General features: G+C 63.1%; 16 protein-coding genes and 2 pseudogenes. 16 read left to right on the top strand and 2 right to left on the bottom strand.

The features are described from left to right. Positions 1–4: 4 nt before the first annotated feature. Positions 5–709, bottom strand: a complete 705-nt coding sequence (locus PMA3_RS12690; RefSeq protein ID WP_064677470.1) for a TetR/AcrR family transcriptional regulator — start codon at positions 707–709, stop codon at positions 5–7. Positions 710–825: 116 nt separating this feature from the next. Here PMA3_RS12690 and PMA3_RS12685 point away from each other — a divergent pair. The 12 genes and pseudogenes from PMA3_RS12685 to PMA3_RS12630 form a co-directional block, all read left to right on the top strand. Further along, positions 826–972 (top strand): annotated as a pseudogene (locus PMA3_RS12685) (acyl-CoA dehydrogenase family protein); the annotation flags it as partial. A gap of 340 nt (positions 973–1312) precedes the next feature. Further along, positions 1313–2374, top strand: coding sequence for an HlyD family secretion protein (locus PMA3_RS12680; protein WP_064677468.1), 1062 nt, complete (start codon positions 1313–1315; stop codon positions 2372–2374). Continuing rightward, positions 2364–3401, top strand: a complete 1038-nt coding sequence (locus tag PMA3_RS12675; RefSeq protein WP_064677467.1) for a DUF2955 domain-containing protein — start codon at positions 2364–2366, stop codon at positions 3399–3401. Before PMA3_RS12680 ends, PMA3_RS12675 begins: the two co-directional genes overlap by 11 nt. 79 nt (positions 3402–3480) lie before the next feature. Beyond that, positions 3481–4812, top strand: a complete 1332-nt coding sequence (locus PMA3_RS12670) for an amidohydrolase (RefSeq protein WP_064677466.1) — start codon at positions 3481–3483, stop codon at positions 4810–4812. A gap of 124 nt (positions 4813–4936) precedes the next feature. Beyond that, the gene (locus tag PMA3_RS12665; protein WP_064677465.1) at positions 4937–5707 is read left to right on the top strand and encodes a FadR/GntR family transcriptional regulator; all 771 of its coding nucleotides are present in this window, start codon (positions 4937–4939) and stop codon (positions 5705–5707) included. Positions 5708–5805: 98 nt separating this feature from the next. Continuing rightward, positions 5806–7008: an ABC transporter substrate-binding protein gene (locus PMA3_RS12660; RefSeq protein ID WP_064677464.1), complete on the top strand. Its 1203-nt coding sequence runs from the start codon at positions 5806–5808 to the stop codon at positions 7006–7008. A gap of 83 nt (positions 7009–7091) precedes the next feature. Continuing rightward, positions 7092–7952 (top strand): branched-chain amino acid ABC transporter permease, encoded by an 861-nt coding sequence (locus tag PMA3_RS12655; protein WP_064677463.1) that lies wholly within the window; start codon positions 7092–7094, stop codon positions 7950–7952. A 2-nt stretch (positions 7953–7954) separates the two neighbouring features. Next, positions 7955–8965 carry a branched-chain amino acid ABC transporter permease gene (locus PMA3_RS12650; protein ID WP_064677462.1) on the top strand — a complete coding sequence of 337 codons (1011 nt, stop codon included), beginning with the start codon at positions 7955–7957 and terminating at the stop codon, positions 8963–8965. Further along, positions 8962–9720, top strand: a complete 759-nt coding sequence (locus tag PMA3_RS12645) for an ABC transporter ATP-binding protein (protein WP_064677461.1) — start codon at positions 8962–8964, stop codon at positions 9718–9720. Before PMA3_RS12650 ends, PMA3_RS12645 begins: the two co-directional genes overlap by 4 nt. Continuing rightward, positions 9720–10415: an ABC transporter ATP-binding protein gene (locus tag PMA3_RS12640; protein ID WP_064677460.1), complete on the top strand. Its 696-nt coding sequence runs from the start codon at positions 9720–9722 to the stop codon at positions 10413–10415. Before PMA3_RS12645 ends, PMA3_RS12640 begins: the two co-directional genes overlap by 1 nt. A 13-nt stretch (positions 10416–10428) precedes the next feature. Continuing rightward, positions 10429–11715: a Zn-dependent hydrolase gene (locus PMA3_RS12635; RefSeq protein WP_064677459.1), complete on the top strand. Its 1287-nt coding sequence runs from the start codon at positions 10429–10431 to the stop codon at positions 11713–11715. Next, positions 11712–13124: an amidase gene (locus tag PMA3_RS12630; RefSeq protein ID WP_064677458.1), complete on the top strand. Its 1413-nt coding sequence runs from the start codon at positions 11712–11714 to the stop codon at positions 13122–13124. Before PMA3_RS12635 ends, PMA3_RS12630 begins: the two co-directional genes overlap by 4 nt. A gap of 7 nt (positions 13125–13131) precedes the next feature. Here PMA3_RS12630 and PMA3_RS32935 read toward each other — a convergent pair. Then, positions 13132–13221: pseudogene (locus PMA3_RS32935) on the bottom strand (phosphatidylinositol kinase); the annotation flags it as partial. Between the two features lie 303 nt (positions 13222–13524). On the opposite strand from PMA3_RS32935, the gene PMA3_RS12625 reads away from it, so the two are divergent. From PMA3_RS12625 to PMA3_RS12610, 4 genes are read left to right on the top strand one after another with little or no spacing between them, the layout of a single operon-like run. After that, positions 13525–16059: a c-type cytochrome gene (locus tag PMA3_RS12625; RefSeq protein ID WP_202970128.1), complete on the top strand. Its 2535-nt coding sequence runs from the start codon at positions 13525–13527 to the stop codon at positions 16057–16059. 17 nt (positions 16060–16076) lie between these two features. Beyond that, positions 16077–16970, top strand: a complete 894-nt coding sequence (locus tag PMA3_RS12620; protein WP_064677457.1) for a hypothetical protein — start codon at positions 16077–16079, stop codon at positions 16968–16970. A gap of 40 nt (positions 16971–17010) precedes the next feature. Continuing rightward, a complete protein-coding gene (locus PMA3_RS12615; RefSeq protein WP_064677456.1) occupies positions 17011–19137 on the top strand; it encodes a hypothetical protein in 2127 nt (708 codons plus the stop codon). Beyond that, positions 19134–20657: a c-type cytochrome gene (locus tag PMA3_RS12610; protein ID WP_064677455.1), complete on the top strand. Its 1524-nt coding sequence runs from the start codon at positions 19134–19136 to the stop codon at positions 20655–20657. Before PMA3_RS12615 ends, PMA3_RS12610 begins: the two co-directional genes overlap by 4 nt. Positions 20658–20664: the final 7 nt, after the last annotated feature.

Below are 20664 nucleotides of genomic sequence, written 5' to 3'. Positions count from 1 at the left end.
AACATTACACATTTTCTGCCGTCTCGCCGAAGGTGTCCGTCAAGGGAACAAACACCCCGGGAGCCGTTTCGGCATAACCGAACTTGCCGTAAAAACGATCCAGCTCGCGTTGTTTGGGTACCTTCCCGGTGAAAATGCTGACGTAGTGCGGTATGCGTTCGAAACGCACGGTGATCTCTTCTCTGGCGTTCATGGTGATGTAGCCGATTTGAGTCAGGTAAATCGTCCTGGACCGCGCATCAGCGCCTTTGCTGTCATAGCCGAAGCGCTTGAACATGCTGGCCAGCGCGCTCATTCGTTGCTCGTCGACGATAGCGACTTCGGCAGCAACCTCGGCCGACTGGAGCGCCCAGCTACGCACCGCAAATTCGAATTGCGAGTCGAACAGCTGTGGATTGAGCCAGCATTCGAAGACATTCAGGATCGCCTCGGAAATGCTTTCCGCATAGCTTTCACACTGGCGGATCAACCCACCCGTATTGGTGTCTCGCCAGCGGGAAAGCAAGGCGGCGAGCAACTGTTCGCGGTCCTCGAAGAACCAGTAGAAACTGGTGCGGGAAAGCCCAAGACGCTTGGCGAGCGGCATGACTCGCACGGCATCGATGCCCGACTCCTTCAGCGCATCATAGGCCGCTTCCAGCCAGCCCTCCGGCGACCCGCGCCAACCTGAATCCTGGGCCTTGCCACGTGCTTTCCCTAACTGGGACATCTCACTGCCTTTCTCAAAATGCGTAACTTAAATGTACGCTGACGCCCTTAATATGTACACAAAAGTACATTTTATTGACTTTCTCCCTGCACATTCTCGTTGTCGCCACCAGCACCGGCAAGGCCTTCGATCGGCACTGGCGCAACGCGCGCACCGCGGCCTCACACAACCCGCTGATCTACAAGGAACGCATCATCGGCGACTGGGAAATCAACGGCACCGAACCGCCCTATGTCTGGCAGATCGGTGCAGGAACGAAGTAAGCCGGGATCACGCTGGTTGCCCGATACCCCAGGCTCCGCGCCTGGTCGGCCAGCGTCGAAGCACGGGCCAGCAACGTGTCTGGCCCCTGACTCGCCGCGAAGGTACCGGGCGCCAGGCTATCCGCGTGTACCAAGCCCAGACTATCGCTTGCATGGATTGGGACTATCAGGATTTTCAATATTGCCGTTCTGCCTGCACTGGGTAACATCCGTCGCCATGCCCTCCCCCTGTTCGTTGCATGCTTGATGGTCGCGTGGCCGCTCGCACTTGAATCAACACGACGAGACTGGCTCGACTATCAATCAACGGATTGCCCATGAACGCTTTACGCAAGTTGCCATGACCCCTGACCAACGATTTGCCCGTCACGTGCGTTTCGCCATTTTGATTTTGACCGCCTTGTTCGTCTATTTCCTGGCAGCAGACCTGTACATGCCGCTCACCCCCCAGGCGCAGTTAACCCGTTCCGTTGTGCGTATCGCGCCTCGCGTGTCTGGCCAGGTGATAGAAGTGACCGTGGCCAATAATCAGCATGTCGAGGCCGGGCAGTTGCTGTTCCGGCTCGATCCCCGCCCTTTTGTTTTAAAGGTCAAGGAAGCGCAGCTGATGATCGAGCGCGCCCGCCAGGATTACTCCGAGCGTGATGCCAATCTCGGCGCCGCACAGGCCGACTTGTCAGCCGCCAAGGCCAAGGTTCAGGAGCTATCGGCGCAGGCGGCACGGATTCGAACCTTGCATGACCGAAACTTCGTCTCCACCCAGCTGCGGGATCAGATCAACGCCAGCCTGACGATCGCCCAGTCGCAAGTCAGGGCGGCGTCCAGCACCATCGAGGAAATCAGGGCACGCAGAGGTGGCCCCGGCGACGACAATGTTCACGTCCGCCAGGCGCATAACGCGTTGGAACAGGCCCGCCTGCAACTGGACTACAGCGAAGTCCGGGCTGAACGTGCCGGCGTGGTCGGCAACTTGCAGCTCAGTCCCGGGGCTTACCTCCAGGCCGGCGCATCCGTCATGGCGCTGGTGGAAGACAATGCCGATGTCACGGCCGACTTCAGGGAAAAGGCCTTGCGTTATGCCCAGCCAGGCACGGCGGCCTCAGTGGTGTTCGATGCCCGCCCAGGGGAAATTTTCCCGGCGAAAGTCAGCCACCTGGACTCGGGGGTGAAAGAAGGACAGATCGATGCAAACGGCGATCTGGCCGCCCCCCTGCAATCGGATCGCTGGGTAAGGGATGCGCAACGCCAACGTATTCACCTGGTGTTCAATACCGATCTTCCGCCCACGTTACCTTCGGGGGCGAAGGCGACCGTGCAGCTGTTTTCCAGCGACAATGCCGTGGCGCGCCTCATGGGTGCGCTGCAAATCCGCCTCGTCAGCATTATCCATTATGTCTACTGAGTCCGGCCCCCATCGACTGAGCGAAAACGACCTGCGCCAATGCCTGCGCATTGCCGGCGGTGGAACGTTGGGGCTGTTTATCTGCAAGGTGTTCAACCTGGAGTACGGCGCTTTTTTTTGTGTCTACCCGATGTTGGTCCTGGGCCTGGTCCCGACCTTGAATGCCCATCTGGTGCGCCAGTTCCTGGCACAGGGCGTGGTCGTCAGCGTGGAGGTCGGGGTGCTTTACGGGTTGTTCGGTGATCGACCGGTGTTGGCGGTGCCCATCGTCTTCCTGTTGTTCCTCTATCGCTTTGCGCTGATGGCCAGAGGCCCGTTGTTTTTCTTCAGCGCCCTGAGCGCGGTGTTCCTCTCGATTCTGCTGCACTTTTCCAGCTATCCGCAAACCGATGTCATCGATCTGCTGTGGTGCAATGGCGCGGCGATCTGGCTCTCGGCGGGGATCGCCGGCCTGATGTTTTACCTGTTTCCAGATGCCGCACCCCGCAGCCCCAGGCAACCGATGGACAAAGACCTTCCCAGCCAGCGCCATGAAGCCCTGCTGGGGGCAACGGTGGCTACCGCGTCGTTTGTCGCCTTTCAATGCCTGGACCTGAAAGACTCATTGTCCGCACAAGTGGCAAGCATCCTGATCCTGTTTCCCATGCACTGGAAAGGCGCGCATTTCGCCGGGCGGATACGTGCGATAGGCACGCTCATGGGCTGCGCCGTGGGCTTTGTCATGCAGTTGTTGCTCTACAACCATCACGACATCCTGCCCCTGGTGCTCGTGATGTTCTGGGTGGCCCTGATGATTTGCGCCCGTTGGCACTCCATGGAAAAAGGGCTGCCGGGAATAGGATTTGGTGCGATCACCACACTGGCCATTTTATTCGGCCAATACCTGACGCCCTCCCACGACATCATGTTCGATATCTTTTATAGACTCACCTCTGTATCGGTCTCGGTCGTCCTGACCCTGACGCTGGTATTCGTGACCCATGGATTTCTCAATCGGTTCGCCGTGACCCGGCACATGAGCCATTGATCGCGCATCGCTCAACGTCTTCGTCAGACGCACAACACCAAGTCTTCCGACCACCATCCGGCCACAAGGAAAATTCCTCATGCGTATATCATCCTTGCCTTTGGGTATTGCTCTCCTAAGCACCTTCTCGACAGCCTTCTGCCAGGCTTCCGACTTCAGTTGGGTCGACCCCGCCGTCGCCTCGGTCAGCCAGGACGTTATCGAGCTGCGCCACACCATTCACCAGAATCCCGAACTGGGAAACATGGAGGTGAAAACCTCGGAACTGGTCGCGCAGCAGCTCAAGGCACTGGGAATGGAGGTGCGCACCCACATCGGCAAGACCGGCGTGGTCGGCGTCCTCAAGGGCGGCAAACCCGGCCCCGTGGTGGCCTTGCGCGCCGACATGGATGCCCTGCCCGTCAAGGAAATGACCGGCTTGCCGTTCGCCAGCACGGCAACCGGCGTGCGCCGGGGCAAAACGGTGCCGGTCATGCATGCCTGCGGGCATGACACGCACACGGCGATGCTCCTGGGCGCAGCCAAGGTGCTTGCCGAGCATCGCAACGAAGTTGCGGGAACGGTGGTCTTCCTGTTCCAGCCGGCCGAAGAAGGCGCCGCCGACGTGGACGAGTTCGAGGCAGACGCAGTGATCGGCGCGCGGGCAATGATCCGCGACGGAGCATTGGACTCGCCGAAGGTCGAAGCCATATTCGGGGTACACGTCATGGCCGGCTACCCGACCGGCCACCTGTATTACAAATCCGGGACGGTGCTCAACAGCAACGACGCCTTCCGCATCACCGTCAAAGGCCAGCAGACCCACGGGTCGGCGCCGTGGAGCGGCGTGGACCCGATCATCGCCAGCGAGAACATCGTCGGCGGCCTGCAGACCCTGGTCAGCCGGCGGATAGACATGACAAAGGGCATGGGCGTCATCAGTGTCGGCACAATGAATGCCGGCGCGGCAAGCAATATCATTCCCGAGACTGCCGAGCTCACTGGCACCATCCGCACCAACAACGCCTCGATCCGCGACACCATCCTGCAGAAGATGCCGCCGCTGGTGAACGGCATTGCCAGCGCCTATGAAACCAAGGCCAACCTGCTACTGGTGAACATCGCCCCGGTCACCATCAACAATCCTGCGCTGACCGAAGCCATGGTCCCGGCGCTGGAGCTGGCGGCGCCGGGCAAGGTCGAGCGGCTGGAATCATCGCTGTCGCCGAGCGAGGATTTTTCCTTCTACGCCGAGAAGGTGCCGGGGCTGTTCGTGTTCCTGGGGGCAACGCCTGCAGACCAGGACATGCAGAAGGTCCCGAACAATCACAGCCCCTACTTCACCGCGGACGATGCGACCCTGGCTACAGGGGTGAAGGCGCATGTGCAGTTTGTGTTGAATTATCCAGGGCGGGTGGCGGAAAAACCCTGAGTGCCTGTATCTGATTACGACCCTTGGACACCGAAAGCGACACCTCGTCCGCTGGGCGATTGACGCACCAGGCCATGTCCTATTAAGTACTATTTATCCGCATTAATAGGATCAATAGAACAGCATGCTCAGTCGCCCGATCCGCCGCAAACGCCAGAAGCTTTCCGATGTGATTGTCGAGTCGGTCAAGCGCTCCATCGTCACCGACGCGCTGCGCCCTGGCGACCGTTTGCCAACCGAGCGCGAGCTGATGGAAAGCTTCCAGTGCTCCAAGGGCTCGGCGCGTGAAGCGCTCAAGGCCCTTGAGGTCGAAGGCCTGGTCAACACCCGCACCGGCCCCAGCGGCGGTGCGTACCTGAATGAGGCCGGCACCGAACCGGCCAGCCGCGCCTTGCGCAACTACCTGCACTTCCAGCACCTGGATGGCGAGCAGGTGTACCAACTGCGCAAGGTCATCGAGGTGGAACTGGCGGTATCGGTGATCGGCCGCCTCAGCGCGACTGACTTCAAAGCCCTGCAAGACAACGTCGATTTCTGCAGCGCACCGGAAGACAGCGAAGCCGGCCAGCGCGAACAGCGCCTGGCCGAACTGGAGTTCCACAACCTGCTGGCCCGTGCCTGTCCCAACCCGTTGCTCGCGTTCATGGCGCAGTTTCTCAACGACCTGCTGCGCGACCTGGTGGTGTTGAAGAAAGCCTACAAACCCAAACGCAAGCAGTTCGACGCCGCCAACCTCGACTACCACAAACGCCTGCTGAACGCCCTGCAAGCCGAGGACGAAAACAGCGTGCGCACACTGATGCATGAACACATGTGCGATGCCGAGCACCACATGAGCGCCCTCGAAGGGGAAGTCACCCGCCACTTTTTACTGGAGTTCGATCACACCCACTGAAGTCCGCTCCGACCTCCAATAAAAGGCCTGCCCACAGGCCGTGATGCGCCGTTTTGCCATTGCCACTCCTGCCAATAATTAAACCAGGGAGTTACCCCATGCAGCGTCGTACGTTGTTGAAAGCCAGTCTGACCGTAGCCGGAGCCCTCAGCCTTCCGCTGGGTGTACGTCATGCGTTTGCCGCCGAGCCCTTTACCTTTTATGGGCTCAAATCGATGTCCGGTGCGTTCGCCAGTTACGGCAAGTTCGCCGACATGGGCTCGCGCCTGGCAGTAGAGCAACATCCGACCTTGCTCGGCCGACCGCTGAACTACAAGGTAATCGACACCGAAGGCAACGCCGGCAAGGCAGTGCGCAAAGTCCAGGAGGCAATTGCCCAGGATGGCGCGCGATTTTTCCAGGGTTGCACCCTATCGTCTTCAGCGCTGGCGGTGTCCAAGGAAGTGGGCAAGGTGGGTGGAGTGTTCATGACGCCGGTGGGCGCCGATGAGGTCACCGGCAAGGACTGCAACGCCTCGACCTTTCGCTGGTCGGTGCCGACCTACGGCGCCATTCGCGAAACCATGGTGCCGCTGATCAAGCTGCTGCCCAACGCCAAACGCTGGTACACCATCACCCCGCAATACGTGTTCGGCGAAGCGCTGCTCGCCGGTGCGAAGCAGGTGTGCGCCGAGCATGGCATCGAACACATCGGCAACAGTTATCACTCATTGCAGGAACAGGAATTCTCCGGCTACCTGACCAACGCCATCGCCGCGCAACCTGACGTGCTGGTGCTGCTCAACTTCGGCAGCCAGTCCTCCAACGCCCTGCGCCAGGCCGTGAATTTCGGCATCAAGGAGCGCATGAAAGTGCTGCTGGTGTGGTCCGCCGGGCTCGACCAGTTCCAGGAGCTGGGCAGCGATGTGCTCGAAGGCGTCTACCTCGGCGCCCAGTACTGGCACCAGGTCGATACCCCGCTCAACCGCGAGCTGGTGAAGATCACCCAGGCTAAATACGGGATCAATCCCACCTACCCGCTGGCGGCCGATTACATCGGCACCCGGATCATGCTCGAGAGCATCATCGCCACCGGCAGCTTCGACGGCCCTACCGTGTCCAAGGCCATGCAGGGCTTGAGCTACGAAGGCCCGACTGGCCAGGAGTCGATCCGCGCCGACGATCATCAGGTGATCAAGGATTACTACCTGTTAGTGGGCAAGGCCACCGCCGACATGCGCGACAAGGATGACCTGGCGCAGGTCGTCAGTTCCGGCCGCTCGTTCCCGCCGGCAGACGCGACCGGCTGCGTCCTGGGCTGACACCAGAAACCTTTCTACCGCTTGCCGCAGGCAGCGGGCCGGGTGACGCCTCAGTCGGCCGGCCTCCTGCAGAGGGTACCTGCATGCTCAATCTTTACCTGTTCCAGATCCTCAATGGCCTTGGCCTGGGGATGATCTACTTCCTGATCGCCGTCGGCTTGACGATCATTTTCGGCCTGCTGAACTTCGTCAACTTCGCCCACGGCGCGTTTTTCGTGCTCGGCGCCTACATCTGCTACACCGTGGTCAGCCTGAGCGGAAGCTTCTGGCTGGCACTGCTCCTGGCGCCGTTGGTGGTAGCCGCCCTGGCCTGGGCCATCGAGCGATTATTGATCCAGAGGATCTACCACTTACCCCACACCTTCCAGATTCTGGTGACCCTTGGCATCGCGCTGATTATCCAGGAAGCCAGCGTGCTGATCTGGGGTCCGGTGGGCAAGAGCGTCGCGGTGCCGGAACTGCTGCGCGGCGTATTGATCATCGGCGACTTCGTGTATCCCTACTACCGCTTGTTCCTGATCGTCTTTTCCGGACTGATCGGGCTGACATTGTGGCTGCTATTGGAATGCACGCGTTTCGGTGCGTTGGTACGTGCCGGCAGTGAAAGCACTGAAACGGTGTCGCTGCTGGGCACCAACATCTTCCGGCTGTTCTCCATGACTTTCGCCCTCGGTGTCGCCCTGGCGGGTATCGCCGGTGTGCTGTTTGCACCCTTGCGCGGCGCCCAACCCTTTGTCGGCCCGGAGATTCTCGGGGTCGCGTTCGTGGTGGTGGTGATCGGCGGCATGGGTTCCTTCAGCGGTGCGCTGGTCGGCGGTTTGCTGGTCGGTGTGGTGCAAAGCCTGATGACCACCATCTGGCCCCAAGGCGCCAGCCTGATGATTTACGGCGCCATGGCGGCGGTCATTCTGGTCCGTCCCTACGGCCTGTTCGGGAGAGCATGATCATGAGCGAAAAAAACCCCCTGCCCTTCGCCAAGACTCAGTCGCGCTCCATGCTGCTGTTGGTGATTGCGGTATTGATTGGCCTGCCGCTGGTGCTGCCATCGGCGACCCTGGCCACGGAAATCCTGATTTTCGCCCTGGCGGCGCTGGCCTGTAACCTGCTGCTGGGCTACACCGGGCTGCTGTCATTCGGCCAGGGCATCTTCTTCGGTGCGGGCGCCTACTGCGCCGCGTTGTTGATGATCCACCTGGAACTGGGGTTGATAAGCGCCCTGCTCGGTGCCGCATTGGCCGGCGCAGTGCTGGCGTTGCTGGTAGGCGCCCTGGCGATTCGTCGCACCGGCATCTATTTCGTGATGCTGACCCTCGCGTTCAGCCAGATGGCCTACTTCATCGCCTACACCCTGAGCGACTGGACCGGCGGCGACAATGGCCTGCTCAGCGTGCCGCGCCCGGAAATCCGCATCGGCGACACCGTGCTGCTGTCGCTGAGCGACGCCCGTTACTTCTACGGGTTCGTCGCGGTGCTGTTCCTGCTGATCTTCATCGGCGCCCGCCGGGTAATCGCCTCGCCATTCGGCAGTACGCTGATGGCGATCCGCGAGAACGAAACCCGCGCCGCCGCCATCGGCTACGACACCCGGCATTTCAAGATCCTGGTGTTCATGTTGTCCGGCGCAGTGACCGGGATCGCCGGGGCGCTGTACGCCATGCTCCTGCATTTCGTACCGCTGTCGAACATTGACCTGGCGATGTCGGAAAACATCCTGATCATGACCATTGTCGGCGGCACCGGTTCGCTGTTCGGCTCCTTGCTGGGCGCCGGCTCCATCGTCCTGCTCGGCGAGTTCCTCTCCGATCTCTGGCCACGCTGGCTGATGCTCTTGGGGATCATCCTGATCCTGGTAGTGGTGTTCATGCGCGGCGGGTTGTGGGGCGGGTTGTCGAGTCTGTTCGAACGCCTCAAGGGTCAACGCAAGACGGCCGCGCCGACCGAGGAGAAATTGTCATGACCAACCCTCAGTACCTGCTGGAAACCCGCGACCTGGAACTGGCCTATGGCGCCTTCCGCGCGGTCAATGGCGTCAACCTGAAGGTCGAGGCCGGCACCATTCACACCATCATCGGCCCCAACGGCGCCGGTAAGACCAGCCTGTTCCACTGCCTGACCGGTGAACGCCAGGCCACCGCCGGGGCCATCCTGTTCAACGGCAAAAACATCATCAAGAAACCGGCGCACGGCCGGGTCGGCCTGGGCATGGCTCGCTCGTTCCAGTTGACCAGCCTGTTCCAGAACCTCAGCGTACGGGAAAACCTGCGCCTGGCCGCCCAGGGTCGCGATGGGCTGGCGGCGCTGAACTTCTGGCGTCACGTCGACAGTCGCCGCGAACATCTGGAGATGGCTGATCAGGTACTCGAACGCCTGCAACTGACGACACGCGCCGACACCCTCGCCGGCGAACTGTCCCACGGCCAGCAGCGGGTGCTGGAAGTCGGCATGTCGATCTGCTCCAGACCAAAACTGCTGATGCTCGATGAGCCCACGTCCGGCATGGGCATCGATGACATCCCGATCATGACTCAACTGATCAGCGACCTGGGCCGCGATCACACCGTGTTGCTGATCGAGCACAACATGAGCATCGTCATGTCCATCAGCCAACGCATCACCGTCATGAGCCACGGCCAGATCCTGGTCGAGGGCACACCGGAATTCGTCCGCGCCGATGAGCGCGTGCGTATCGCCTACCTGGGAGAAGCCGCCTGATGCTGACCGTCGAGAATATCCATTCCTACTATGACAAGAGCCACGTCCTCGAAGGCGTCTCGCTGCAGGTCAACGCCGGTGAACTGGTGACCCTGCTGGGACGCAACGGTGCGGGCAAGACCACGACCCTGCGCAGCATCCTGGGGATCATTTGCCCACGCCAGGGACAGATCCGTTTCAATGGCAAGCAACTGGTTGGCCAGAAGATCTTCGAGATCGCCCGTCAGGGGCTGGCGCTGGTGCCGGAACACCGTGGCATCTTCCGCTTGCTCAGCGTCGAGGAAAACCTGCGTATTGCCCAGCGCAAGACCAGCCGCTGGCAGCTGGAGGATGTCTACACCATGTTTCCGCGCCTCAAGGAACGGCGCAAAAACGCCGGCCACGCGCTGTCCGGCGGCGAACAGCAAATGCTGGCCATCGCCCGCGCCCTGCTCAACGACCCCAAGCTGCTGATCCTCGATGAGCCCACCGAAGGCCTGGCGCCAGTGATCGTCGATGAGCTGGTGAAGATCCTGCGCAAGATCAAGGACGACGGTCTGCCGGTACTGCTGGTGGAGCAGAACCTGATGGTCTGCGACAAGCTCGCCGACCGCCATTACGTCCTCGAACAGGGCCGTGTGGTTTACGAAGGCAGCGCCGCTGACTTCCGTGCCGACCCGACCATCAAGAACCGCTACCTGGCCCTGAGCGCCTGACTGGAGAGATGCAATGAACAACCCGATAGTGTCTGCACCCCAGTTGCAAAACAGCGCCCCCCTGATCAACTGCGAACGTCTCTGGCAATCGCTGATGGACCTTGCGCAGCTGGGCGCCACCGCCAAGGGCGGCGTCTGTCGCCTGGCCCTGACCGACCTGGACCGGCAGGCCCGCGACCTGTTCGTGCGCTGGTGCGAAGAGGCCGGTTGCACCGTCAGCATCGACGGCATCGGTAACATTTTTGCCCGCCGCGCCGGACGAAACCCCGAGCGAGCACCGGTGATGACCGGTAGCCATATCGACACCCAGCCCACCGGCGGCAAGTTCGATGGCTGCTACGGGGTAATGGCCGGACTGGAGGTGATCCGTACCCTCAATGACCTCGGCGTGCAGACCGAGGCGCCGATCGAGGTGGTGGTCTGGACCAACGAAGAAGGCTCACGATTCCCGCCGTGCATGATGGGCTCGGGAGTGTTCGCCGGTAAGTTCGACCTCGAGGACACCCTGTGCAAGCAGGATGAACACGGGCTGTCGGTGGGCAGCGAGTTGCAGCGCATCGGCTATGCCGGGTCGCGGGCGGTGCTTGGCCATCCGGTGGGTGCCTATTTCGAGGCACACATCGAACAGGGCCCGGTTCTGGAAGACCGTGAGACCACCATCGGCGTGGTCATGGGTTGCCTTGGGCAGAAATGGTTCGACCTGACCCTGACCGGGGTGGAGGCCCATGCCGGGCCGACGCCGATGCACTTGCGCAAGGACGCCCTGGTCGGCGCCGCGCAAGTCGTCAGCGCGGTCAACCGCATCGCCCATGCGCAACAGCCTCACGCTTGCGGTACCGTCGGCTGCCTGACCCTGCACCCTGGCTCGCGTAATGTGATTCCAGGTCAAGTGCAGATGACCATCGATCTGCGCCACTTGCATGCCGACAAGCTGCAAGCCATGGTCGATGAGGTGCGCCAGGTGATCGAAGACACTTGTCTGCAGCACGGTCTGAGCTACGAGCTGACCCCTACCGCCGACTTCCCGCCGCTGGACTTCGACCCCGCCTGTGTCGCCGCCGTGCGCCAGGGCGCCGAGCAGTTGGGCCTGAGCCACATGGACATCGTCAGCGGTGCCGGACACGACGCGATCTTCGTCGCCGAACTGGGCCCGGCCGGGATGATCTTCGTACCCTGCGAGGGGGGGATCAGCCACAACGAAATTGAAAACGCCGCGCCCCAGGACCTGGCTGACGGTTGCGCCGTATTGTTGCGCGCCATGGTCAATGCGGCACAAGGCCAAGGAGGACACGCGGCATGAAGCAACCTACCGAAATCGCCGAGATGAGCGGCGTCGAGCTACTGGCCCGTTACCGCGACAAGCGCCTGTCACCGGTGGAGGTGACCGAGGACGCCCTGGCGCGCATCGAGCGCTTCAACCCGCAGGTCAACGCCTATTGCCATGTTGATCAGCAAGGCGCGCTCGACGCGGCGCGGGCCTCCGAACAGCGCTGGCTCAAGGGCCAGCCGTGCGGCGCACTGGACGGTGTGCCGGCGTCGATCAAGGACCTGACCCTGACCCGTGGCATGCCCACGCGCAAGGGTTCCAGAACCACCTCTGCCACGGGCCCCTGGGAAGTGGATGCGCCCTTCCCGGCCTTTATGCGCAACGCCGGCGCGGTGCTGCTCGGCAAGACCACCACCCCGGAATTCGGCTGGAAAGGTGTGACCGACAACCCGCTCTACGGCATCACCCGCAACCCCTGGGACACGCGCATGACGGCCGGCGGTTCCTCCGGCGGTGCGGCCGCGGCGGCTTCGCTGAACCTCGGGGTGCTGCACCAGGGCAGCGATGCCGGCGGTTCGATTCGCATCCCCTGCGCCTTCACCGGCACCTTCGGGATCAAGCCGACCTTCGGTTACGTCCCCCAGTGGCCGGCCAGCGCCATGACCCTGCTCTCGCACCTGGGGCCGATGACCCGCACCGTCGACGATGCGGTATTGATGCTGCAAACCGTCGCGCGACCGGATAGCCGGGACGGCTTGGCCGGAGCACCACGCAGCACGCCCTGGTTAGCTGAGAGCACTGATCTCAGAGGCCTGCGCATCGCCTACAGCCCGGATTTCGGCTACGTGAAGGTCGATCCGCAGGTGGCCCGGGTGGTGGCCCAGGCAGTGGAGCGCCTGGCGCAACTGGGTGCCCACGTCGAACAGGTCGACCCGGGTTTCAGCGATCCGCTGGAACTGTTCAACACCCTGTGGTTCGCCGGTGCCGCACGACTGGCCGGACAACTGAGCCCGGCGCAACGGGCACAACTCGACCCGGGCCTGCTGCGCATTGCCGAACAGGGCGAACGCATCAGCCTGCACGACTACACGCTAGCGCTGGAAGCCCGCGCGGCGCTGGTGGCGCATATGGCTGAGTTCCATAGCCGCTACGACGTGCTGGTGTCACCCATGTTGCCGATCACCGCCTTCGCCGCCGGGCACAACGTTCCACCGGACTCTGGCCTGGGCGAATGGATGGAGTGGACACCCTTCAGTTACCCCTTCAACCTGACCCAACAACCGGCAGCGTCAGTGCCGTGCGGCTTCGCACAGGACGGGTTGCCCGTCGGCTTGCACGTGGTCGGTGCGCGCTTTGCCGATGATCAGGTGCTGCGCGTATGCCGGGCCTATGAACGGGCATTTCCAAGTCCACATCCTCGGCAGCCTCTGGTGAAAAGCTGAAACCTGATGCACGCTCGAACGCGATGGCTTTCTCTCCAACGTCATTGGTGCACATCCGGGTTGCACGCAAGAAGTTGACGTAGTCCAGGACTCCCGGGATTTCCTGGCGCGGGAAGTGCCGAAACGGGCGCAGGCCGTTTCGATTCGTACGCATTCTGGATGGGTCAGGTAATTAGCAATGTAAAAATTCTTGCAAATGGGCTGCGGCCTGCTAAGCCTTAATTGGACATATTGAACGGCGAATCGCCCCTGGGTGCGATGCGCCTTGCGGATCGACAGTATGCCTTCCTGCATCTCTCCTCTCGCCGGGTGCAGTCGATGACCCAAACGTTGTCACCAGCAGTGCTTCGGGGCTTCCCGTCGTGTCTTGATGTTGGTCCGACCGCAAGGAGGTCGCCCCGTGAAACGTGCGCTGCTCGTTCTCATTTCCTTCCTGGTGTCTCTCCTCATTGCCATCCCGCTGACCGCGGTCGCGCAGACGACGACCGAAACACGCCGTGTGCACGCGCAGGATGCGCCCTATTTTGCGGCTTGTGCACGCGAAGGGCTGAACGAATCGGAATGCGCCGGCCGCCTGATCTGGTTCAAGGCCACGGCAGGCAACGACCGTTTCCACACCTCCGTCTTCCAGCAGCGCGTCGGCGTACTGATCGACTGGTACCGCGTACTGCGCAGCGACCAGCGTGGCGACCGCTTCCGCGCTTGGGGCATTATCAATGATCCGGCCTGCTGCACACCGGGCTCGCCGGACTGCCCGGCGAAGAACCTGGATGAGACCTACGGCATGGACTGGTGCCCGGGCGACGAGGAGATGCTCGGCTACGTCGGACGCAGCGGGTATACCGATCCGGCATGCGACTTTCGCGACGCGCTCCTGAAGGAAGACGACGTGCATGGGCCAGCCGACCAGCGCCAATCGGCCTGCGATCTGAAATTCGGCACTTCCACCGGCGCGCTCGGCATTCGCAAGTTTCCCAACCCGCGCTTCGACAAGGCGGCCTGGCAGCGGCTCAATGGCAACCCCGGCAGCTGGGAAGGCTACAACCGGCCGATTGCGGCCGCCGGCGCAGGCGAGGCGGCGCGCTCGCACCTGCAGGATGGCGCCATCGAGCCGCCCTTTCTGATAGGCACCGCCTGCGGCTCCTGCCACATCGCCTTCGATCCGCTCAACCCACCCGCCGACCCTGCGAACCCCAAGTGGGAAAACATCAAGGGCCTGGTCGGTAACCAGTACTCGCGCATCTCCGAAATCATGGTCTCGGGCATGCCCTCAAACACACTGGAATGGCAGATGTTCGCCCATGCGCGACCCGGCGCCAGCGACACCTCGGCGATTCCGACCGACCAGCTGAACAACCCGGGCACGATCAACGCTCTGATCAACATCGCCAAACGGCCGACCTTCGCCGACGAGCAGGTGCTGAAATGGCGCAAGGTTGACGCTTGCGGCGACGACCGCGACGAAACCCGTTGCTGGTGCGAACCGGGACGCGACGGCAAGTGCTGGAAGAAGTCCCTCGCTCCGGAAACCGTACACCACATCCTGAAGGGCGGCGAAGACTCGATCGGCGCGCTCGAAGCGATCCAGCGCGTGTATTTCAACATCGGTTCATGCTCGGAACAATGCTGGATGAACCACCTCTCCGACCTGCGCCAGATCGACCCTCAGCAGCGTGGCTTCGGCCAGACGCCGTTCAACATCGGCCAGTGCCGGCGCGACTGTCCCAACTTCCGCGCCATCGAGGACCGGCTGCCGAACATCCTCGATTTTTTCATGTCGGCCGAAGCACACGTCACCGATCTGCGTGCCGCGCGCGAAAACCAGTTGCGCGCCACGACACCGGACGCCCGCTATACCGAGCAGGACCTGATCGACACCCTTGAACACGAATTCGGCGACAATGCGGTGGCGCGTGGCAGGGAGATCTTCGCCAACACCTGCGCACGCTGCCATTCCAGCCAGCCGGAAGCGGCGGCTGGGCAGTTCGCCAGCCTCGACTTCCACAAAATCGACCTCGGCAGCGGCATGCGCGAGGATTGGCTGGGCAACGACCGCAGCACCCCGGTCTCCGAAGTCGGCACCTTCCGCTGCCGCGCCCTGCACTCCAACCACATGACCGGCCACATCTGGCAGGAATACGGCTCCGAGACCCTGCGGGCGCAGCCGCCCGACCCCAACGTCAGAGAGCCCGGAGACGGCGGACGCGGCCACTATCGCAACATCTCACTGCTCAACCTGTGGGCACACGCCCCCTTCCTGCACAACAACGCGCTCGGCCCCGAGCTGTGCGGCAAGCCGCAGCACGCCGCGAACGACTTCTATGCGATGCGCCCGCGCTACGTGGACGGCAGCAGCGTGAAGCTGCTGCCCGCCGGGCAGCAACCGGCCTGCTTCGAATACGACCCCAGCGTCGAGGGCCGCTACCGACTGTACAAGATGTCGATGCAGGAGTTGCTGAACCCGGCGCAGCGCATCCCGAAAGTTACCTTGCTGAGCGAGGATGTCACCCTGCGCATCGGCCCACGCCTGTGGGACGGCACTGCGAAGGAAAGGCTGCTTGGCTTCGAACTCACCATCCCGAGCGAAATCGACGGCCGCGGCGTCACCGCCGGCACCATCGGTAACTTCCAGCACAAACGCTTCATCGTCGATCTGGTGCGCGCCAAGACCGCGCCACAGGAGCTCGAGGCGAGTCTGACCCAACGTTTCGGCAAGGACACCGGCGCCAAGGTGCTCGCCGACCTGAAGGTCATCACCGGCGAACTGGTCGGCAAGCCGAATGCGTTGGTGGCGGCACTGAAGGCACGCCCCTATCTGATCAAGCAGATCTACAGCAGCTGCACCGCCGAGATCGAAAACGACGGTCACCGCTTCGGCGAGGATCTGTCCGAAGCAGACAAGAAGGCGCTGATCGCCTTCCTTGCCACCTTCTAAGTGCAAGGGGAGCCGCCATGAGGATCGCCACCTTCGCCATCTGTGCCGTCATCGCCCTCGGCGGATCCGGTTGCGGGTTCTTCGATTCCGACAAAAAGCCCCCGGACATCAGCTTCGCCCCCTATGGCGAAGGCTATTCCGAGAAACCGGATTTCGCCCAGCTGGAGTACCAGTACCCGCTGTCGCCGAAGGATCTCTACAAGATCACACCGAAGAACCTGTCTTTCCTCGATCAGGAGCAGGTCGACCAGATCTATGCCCGGCTGTCAGCCGGGCCGATTCCGGACGGGCCTTTCGAAGGCGACCTGTTCTTTGCGCGCGGTGGCAGCGGCAAGCTGCGCCTGTCGGAAATCGCCGGCGGCGGGCTGCGGGAGCTATTGGTGAATATGGCCGGGCACAAACTCGACCTGGTCGGTGAAACGCTGTGGAAGGGCAAGGTGTTCTATCGCGACGAGCGCCTGCTGCGCAATCGCATCGAGGATCTCGGTACGCTGAAGAAGCTGGGACTGGTCGAGGAAAGCGCCGACCAACCGCTGCAATCCATCAAGTTTAACGGCAAGGATCAATGGCTGCTGTTCCCGGCCAAGCTGCACTGCGGGCAAAGCCTGCTCGACAGCCGGCGCGAGTCGATCATCATCGACTACGCCTTCACCGACGAGCTGCCAGGTTACCGTCGTCTGCCAGACATGATGGCCGGGCGCGACGGCTTCGCGATCCGCGACGAGATCCGTATGGTGCATCCCGGTTTCTATTTAGGCCGCGCCTACATGGACCGCAGCTTCGTGGTGAATTTTGTGCTGTACAACAAGGAGATCGCCGAGCGCGCCCGCGATGCGTTCATGGAAAGTGGCCAGGCACAGCAAGATTGCTGGACTGGCACGCAAGTCGCTCGCGCTCCCGGTGGCCAGTAACCCGAAGCGGATGATGGTCCAGACAGCATGGCAGATGACAATGCTGGCGCTGCTCGGCTGGCTGGCGACGCTATCGGTCATGGCCGGTGAAACGCCGGCCTCCACGCCGCTGGAGGCGGTCGAAGCGCCGGGCGACCCCCTGCCGTCGGCCGGGCGCTCGTTGTTCGATATCCTGCTCGGCCCGCCTGGGCCGATGGGGGAGGCAGTGGTGCCCTTTCCGTTCGCGGCCCTGCTCGGGCGTATCCGTGCCGAGCTGGATGCGAACCAGGCTTCGGGAGGATTGACCGTGGTGCTGATTCCGCTTGGCCGATCGTTGCAGCGCCCTGCCGTGGCGGACATACAGGCGTTTCACCAGCCGCGCGTAGTCGCCGCCGTCACGGGCGAACCACCCGCCGCTGCAGCGGCCGGCCACCTCTACCTGAAGGACCGCCTGTATATCGGCTACCACGAAGGCGCGGCTGCGCTAGAGGTGATCAGCTACAATGAAACCGCTGGCCGCTTCGAGTTCCAGGTCGTGCACAACTACCGCGCGGACAATCGTCCCACGCTGCGCTACGCCAACCGTGCGCTGTGCCTGGCCTGTCATCAGAATGCCGCGCCGATCTTCTCGCGCCCCTCCTGGGACGAAACCTCCGCCAGCCCGGCAGTGGCTGCGCGCCTCGCAGCCACCGGCCAACCCTATTACGGCATCGCCTGGCGCCACGGTGTGGACTTGCCTGATGCGATCGACGCCGCGACTGCCCGCTCCAACCAGTTCACCCTTGCCCAGCGTCTGTGGCGCGAGGGCTGTGCCGTGACAACGCGCGCGAAGGCCATCGCCTGCCGCGCCGAGGCTCTACGCGTGGCGCTGCGCTACCGACTCGGCGGCGGCCGCACGATGACGCTCGACACGCCGACCGCCCGGCGCGATCTGGTCGAACCCCTACTGACCCATTGGCGTGCACGCTGGCCGTCCGGCCTGCCCTTACCCGACCCTCAACTGCCCAACCGTCAGCCGTTCTCTGCCATCGACCTTTCCGGCACAGTCACTGCTGCTCTACCGAGCGGCCTGGCCGCCCGCAGCATCGCCGACATCGGCGCCGCGTTCGACCCGTTGACGCTGCGCCCGCCATTGGCGATCTGGCGCGGGCAAGATAGCGCCGACGTTGCCCGCTTCGTCCACGCTCTGTCACTGTTCTTCTCGCAAACCGATATCGGCCTGCTGGGCCGGCAACTCGCCGCAGCACCCGATGCGCCGCGACACAGTGTCACCTTGATCTGTCGCGAGCGCGTGGGCACTGCCCGGCTCGATCTCGACTGCGACGGTGCCGAGGGCAGCCGCCTGCTGGCACGGCTCAACCTGCAAGGTGGACTCATTGCCGCGGGCAGCATCGACCGCCTGAGCCTGCCAGGTGCTGACCATAGCGGCCCTATCACACTCAGTCATGGCACGCCGCGCGCAGACGCCGCGGAGATCGGCTTCACCCTCGCAGAGCACGCCGACGGTGTGCGCAGTGCCCGTGGCGAAGGCATCCGCAGGCTGTGGCTGACCCGCGCGCGCGGCGATACGCCAGCGACCGCCAGGCTCGAGCTCGTGGCGGATCTCGCCCCGCTGGACGCCGCTATCGATGCGCTGGCGCAGACCACCCTGGCAGGTGACAGCGATGCCTTCGATGCGCAAGCGCTACGCCGGGACGCGCTGCTGACACCCCTGTTTGCCCGGCTCGGCGTTCCTTTACCGGCAGGCCAACGGCCCCCGCTGCCGCCGGCGCGGCTGGCCGATGTCGCGTCCGGTCGCGACATGGCGATGGCAGCGGACCTGCTGCCTTTCGTTCGGCAGTGCGGTTTATGCCACAGCGCAGCGAGCAGATTTCCGCCAGGATTCCTGCACGGCGACGATAGCCGCGTGCGCGCCAACCTGGCCGACTGCGCGGAACGCATCCTGTACCGCCTGCAGATGAACCACCTGACGGCCGCCGCGCAGCTGAAAACGCCGATGCCGCCACCGGCCGCCGCCCATGCTCCCGGCTTCGCCCAGTCCGCCGATCTCCCGGCGATGCTGAGCACACTGGAAACCCTGACGCGCGCGCGCGGTGGCCTGGGCGGCGACGCTGTACTCGAGCGCCCTTACCCAAGCTTGGCACCTTGCGCCCCACCCATTGACCCGGACCAAGGAGAACGCAGGTGACCGACCCATCCCGCCACCCGGCCCTGCTGCGCTGGTCAGGCCGAGCCCTCCTGCTGTTGCCCTGGATTCTCCTGGTGCTCGGCGGTCTCTACGCCGCAGTGCGCTTCCTGCCTGATGTTGCGGTGCAGTACAGCGACCCCGTAGAGCACTTCAAATACGGCTCCACGGGCGGCGAGCGTGAATCCGGCTTTCCCTATTGGATCTGGCAGGCCCTGCCTCAGGTCTGCGCCGACGATCTGCCTGGCGGCTACGCCTCGCTCGGCCTGATCTACGAACCCGGCCGCGACCTGCCGGTCGGCGTGTCAAAGCGACGCAATCTCGGGCTGGACCGCGTATTTCTGAACTGCGCGGCGTGTCACACCAGCACGGTGCGCGATGCAGTCAACGGCGAACCGCGACTGATCGTCGGCATGCCGGCTCACCGCTTCGACATCCGCGCCTTCGAAATTTTCTTCTTCAACTGCGCCGCCGGGCCGAAGTTCACCAGGGAATTCATCGTACCGGAGATCGACCGCCTCGCCGGCGGCCTCAACCCTCTCGACCGCTACGTGGTCTATCCGGTGGCCATCGCGCTGATGCGCGAGCGCTTGCTGATGCTGCGCGGGCGCTTCGAGTTCGTCTTCGACCAACCCGAATGGGGCCCGGGCCGGGTCGATACCTTCAACTCAGCGAAGGTGCTGTTCAACTTCCCAATGATGCAGTTGCCACCGCAGGAACGGCTCGGCGCGTCCGACTTTCCGTCAATCTGGAACCAGCGCAAGCGCATGACGCGCGACGACGGCGGGCGTATGGAGCTGCACTGGGACGGCAACAATTCCCATACTGAGGAACGCAACAAGAGCGCTGCCTTCGGCACAGGCACCACGCCGCCGACGATCGACCTCGCCGCCATCGGGCGGGTGGAAGACTGGCTGTTGGATCTGGCGCCACCGCCCTACCCCTACCCCATCGACCACGCGCTGGCGGCACGCGGGGCACCGCTCTATACGCAGTACTGCGCCGGCTGTCACGGAGCCAGCGGGCAGGACTTCAAGGGCGCGAAGGTCGGCCATGTGACTGCGCTCGCACAGATCGGCACCGACCGCGCGCGGCTCGATTCCTACACCCGCGATCTTGCCGTCAACCAGGCCACGCTGTACGCCGGCTATCCGCACCGCTTCCGTCATTTCCGCAAGACCTGGGGCTACGCCAACATGCCTCTGGACGGCCTCTGGCTGCGCGCGCCCTACCTGCACAATGGTTCCGTTCCGACCCTGCGCGACCTGCTCGAGCCGTCTGCCGCCCGGCCGATCACTTTCATTCGCGGCAACGATGTGTACGAGCCGCAGCGGGTGGGCTTCTTCGCCGACCTTCCGGCGGCCACGCCGTCGGCACCCGCGTTGGCCGATGGCCCGCGCCTGCTCCTGTTCGACACCCGTCAACCGGGTAACAGCAATGCCGGTCATGAGGGACACGATTACGGCACCGAACTGCCGGCGGCCGACAAGGACGCCCTGATCGAGCATCTGAAGACCTTCTGAGCGCCAT

The sequence above is a fragment of the Pseudomonas silesiensis genome, from assembly GCF_001661075.1.
In the GTDB taxonomy this organism is placed as follows: Bacteria; Pseudomonadota; Gammaproteobacteria; order Pseudomonadales; family Pseudomonadaceae; genus Aquipseudomonas; species Aquipseudomonas silesiensis.
The sequence above is the reverse complement of the archived record's forward strand: the minus strand, read 5'-3'. Positions and strand labels throughout refer to the sequence as shown.

Bases quoted from the DNA above. Each gene is read 5' to 3' on its own strand.
- PMA3_RS12670 (WP_064677466.1), top strand. From the start codon at position 3,481: ATGCGTATATCATCCTTGCCTTTGGGTATTGCTCTCCTAAGCACCTTC.
- PMA3_RS12630 (WP_064677458.1), top strand. From the start codon at position 11,712: ATGAAGCAACCTACCGAAATCGCCGAGATGAGCGGCGTCGAGCTACTG.
- PMA3_RS12655 (WP_064677463.1), top strand. From the start codon at position 7,092: ATGCTCAATCTTTACCTGTTCCAGATCCTCAATGGCCTTGGCCTGGGG.
- PMA3_RS12665 (WP_064677465.1), top strand. From the start codon at position 4,937: ATGCTCAGTCGCCCGATCCGCCGCAAACGCCAGAAGCTTTCCGATGTG.
- PMA3_RS12635 (WP_064677459.1), top strand. From the start codon at position 10,429: ATGAACAACCCGATAGTGTCTGCACCCCAGTTGCAAAACAGCGCCCCC.
- PMA3_RS12680 (WP_064677468.1), top strand. From the start codon at position 1,313: ATGACCCCTGACCAACGATTTGCCCGTCACGTGCGTTTCGCCATTTTG.
- PMA3_RS12615 (WP_064677456.1), top strand. From the start codon at position 17,011: ATGCTGGCGCTGCTCGGCTGGCTGGCGACGCTATCGGTCATGGCCGGT.
- PMA3_RS12620 (WP_064677457.1), top strand. From the start codon at position 16,077: ATGAGGATCGCCACCTTCGCCATCTGTGCCGTCATCGCCCTCGGCGGA.
- PMA3_RS12660 (WP_064677464.1), top strand. From the start codon at position 5,806: ATGCAGCGTCGTACGTTGTTGAAAGCCAGTCTGACCGTAGCCGGAGCC.
- PMA3_RS12645 (WP_064677461.1), top strand. From the start codon at position 8,962: ATGACCAACCCTCAGTACCTGCTGGAAACCCGCGACCTGGAACTGGCC.
- PMA3_RS12675 (WP_064677467.1), top strand. From the start codon at position 2,364: ATGTCTACTGAGTCCGGCCCCCATCGACTGAGCGAAAACGACCTGCGC.
- PMA3_RS12650 (WP_064677462.1), top strand. From the start codon at position 7,955: ATGAGCGAAAAAAACCCCCTGCCCTTCGCCAAGACTCAGTCGCGCTCC.
- PMA3_RS12690 (WP_064677470.1), bottom strand. From the start codon at position 709: ATGTCCCAGTTAGGGAAAGCACGTGGCAAGGCCCAGGATTCAGGTTGG.
- PMA3_RS12640 (WP_064677460.1), top strand. From the start codon at position 9,720: ATGCTGACCGTCGAGAATATCCATTCCTACTATGACAAGAGCCACGTC.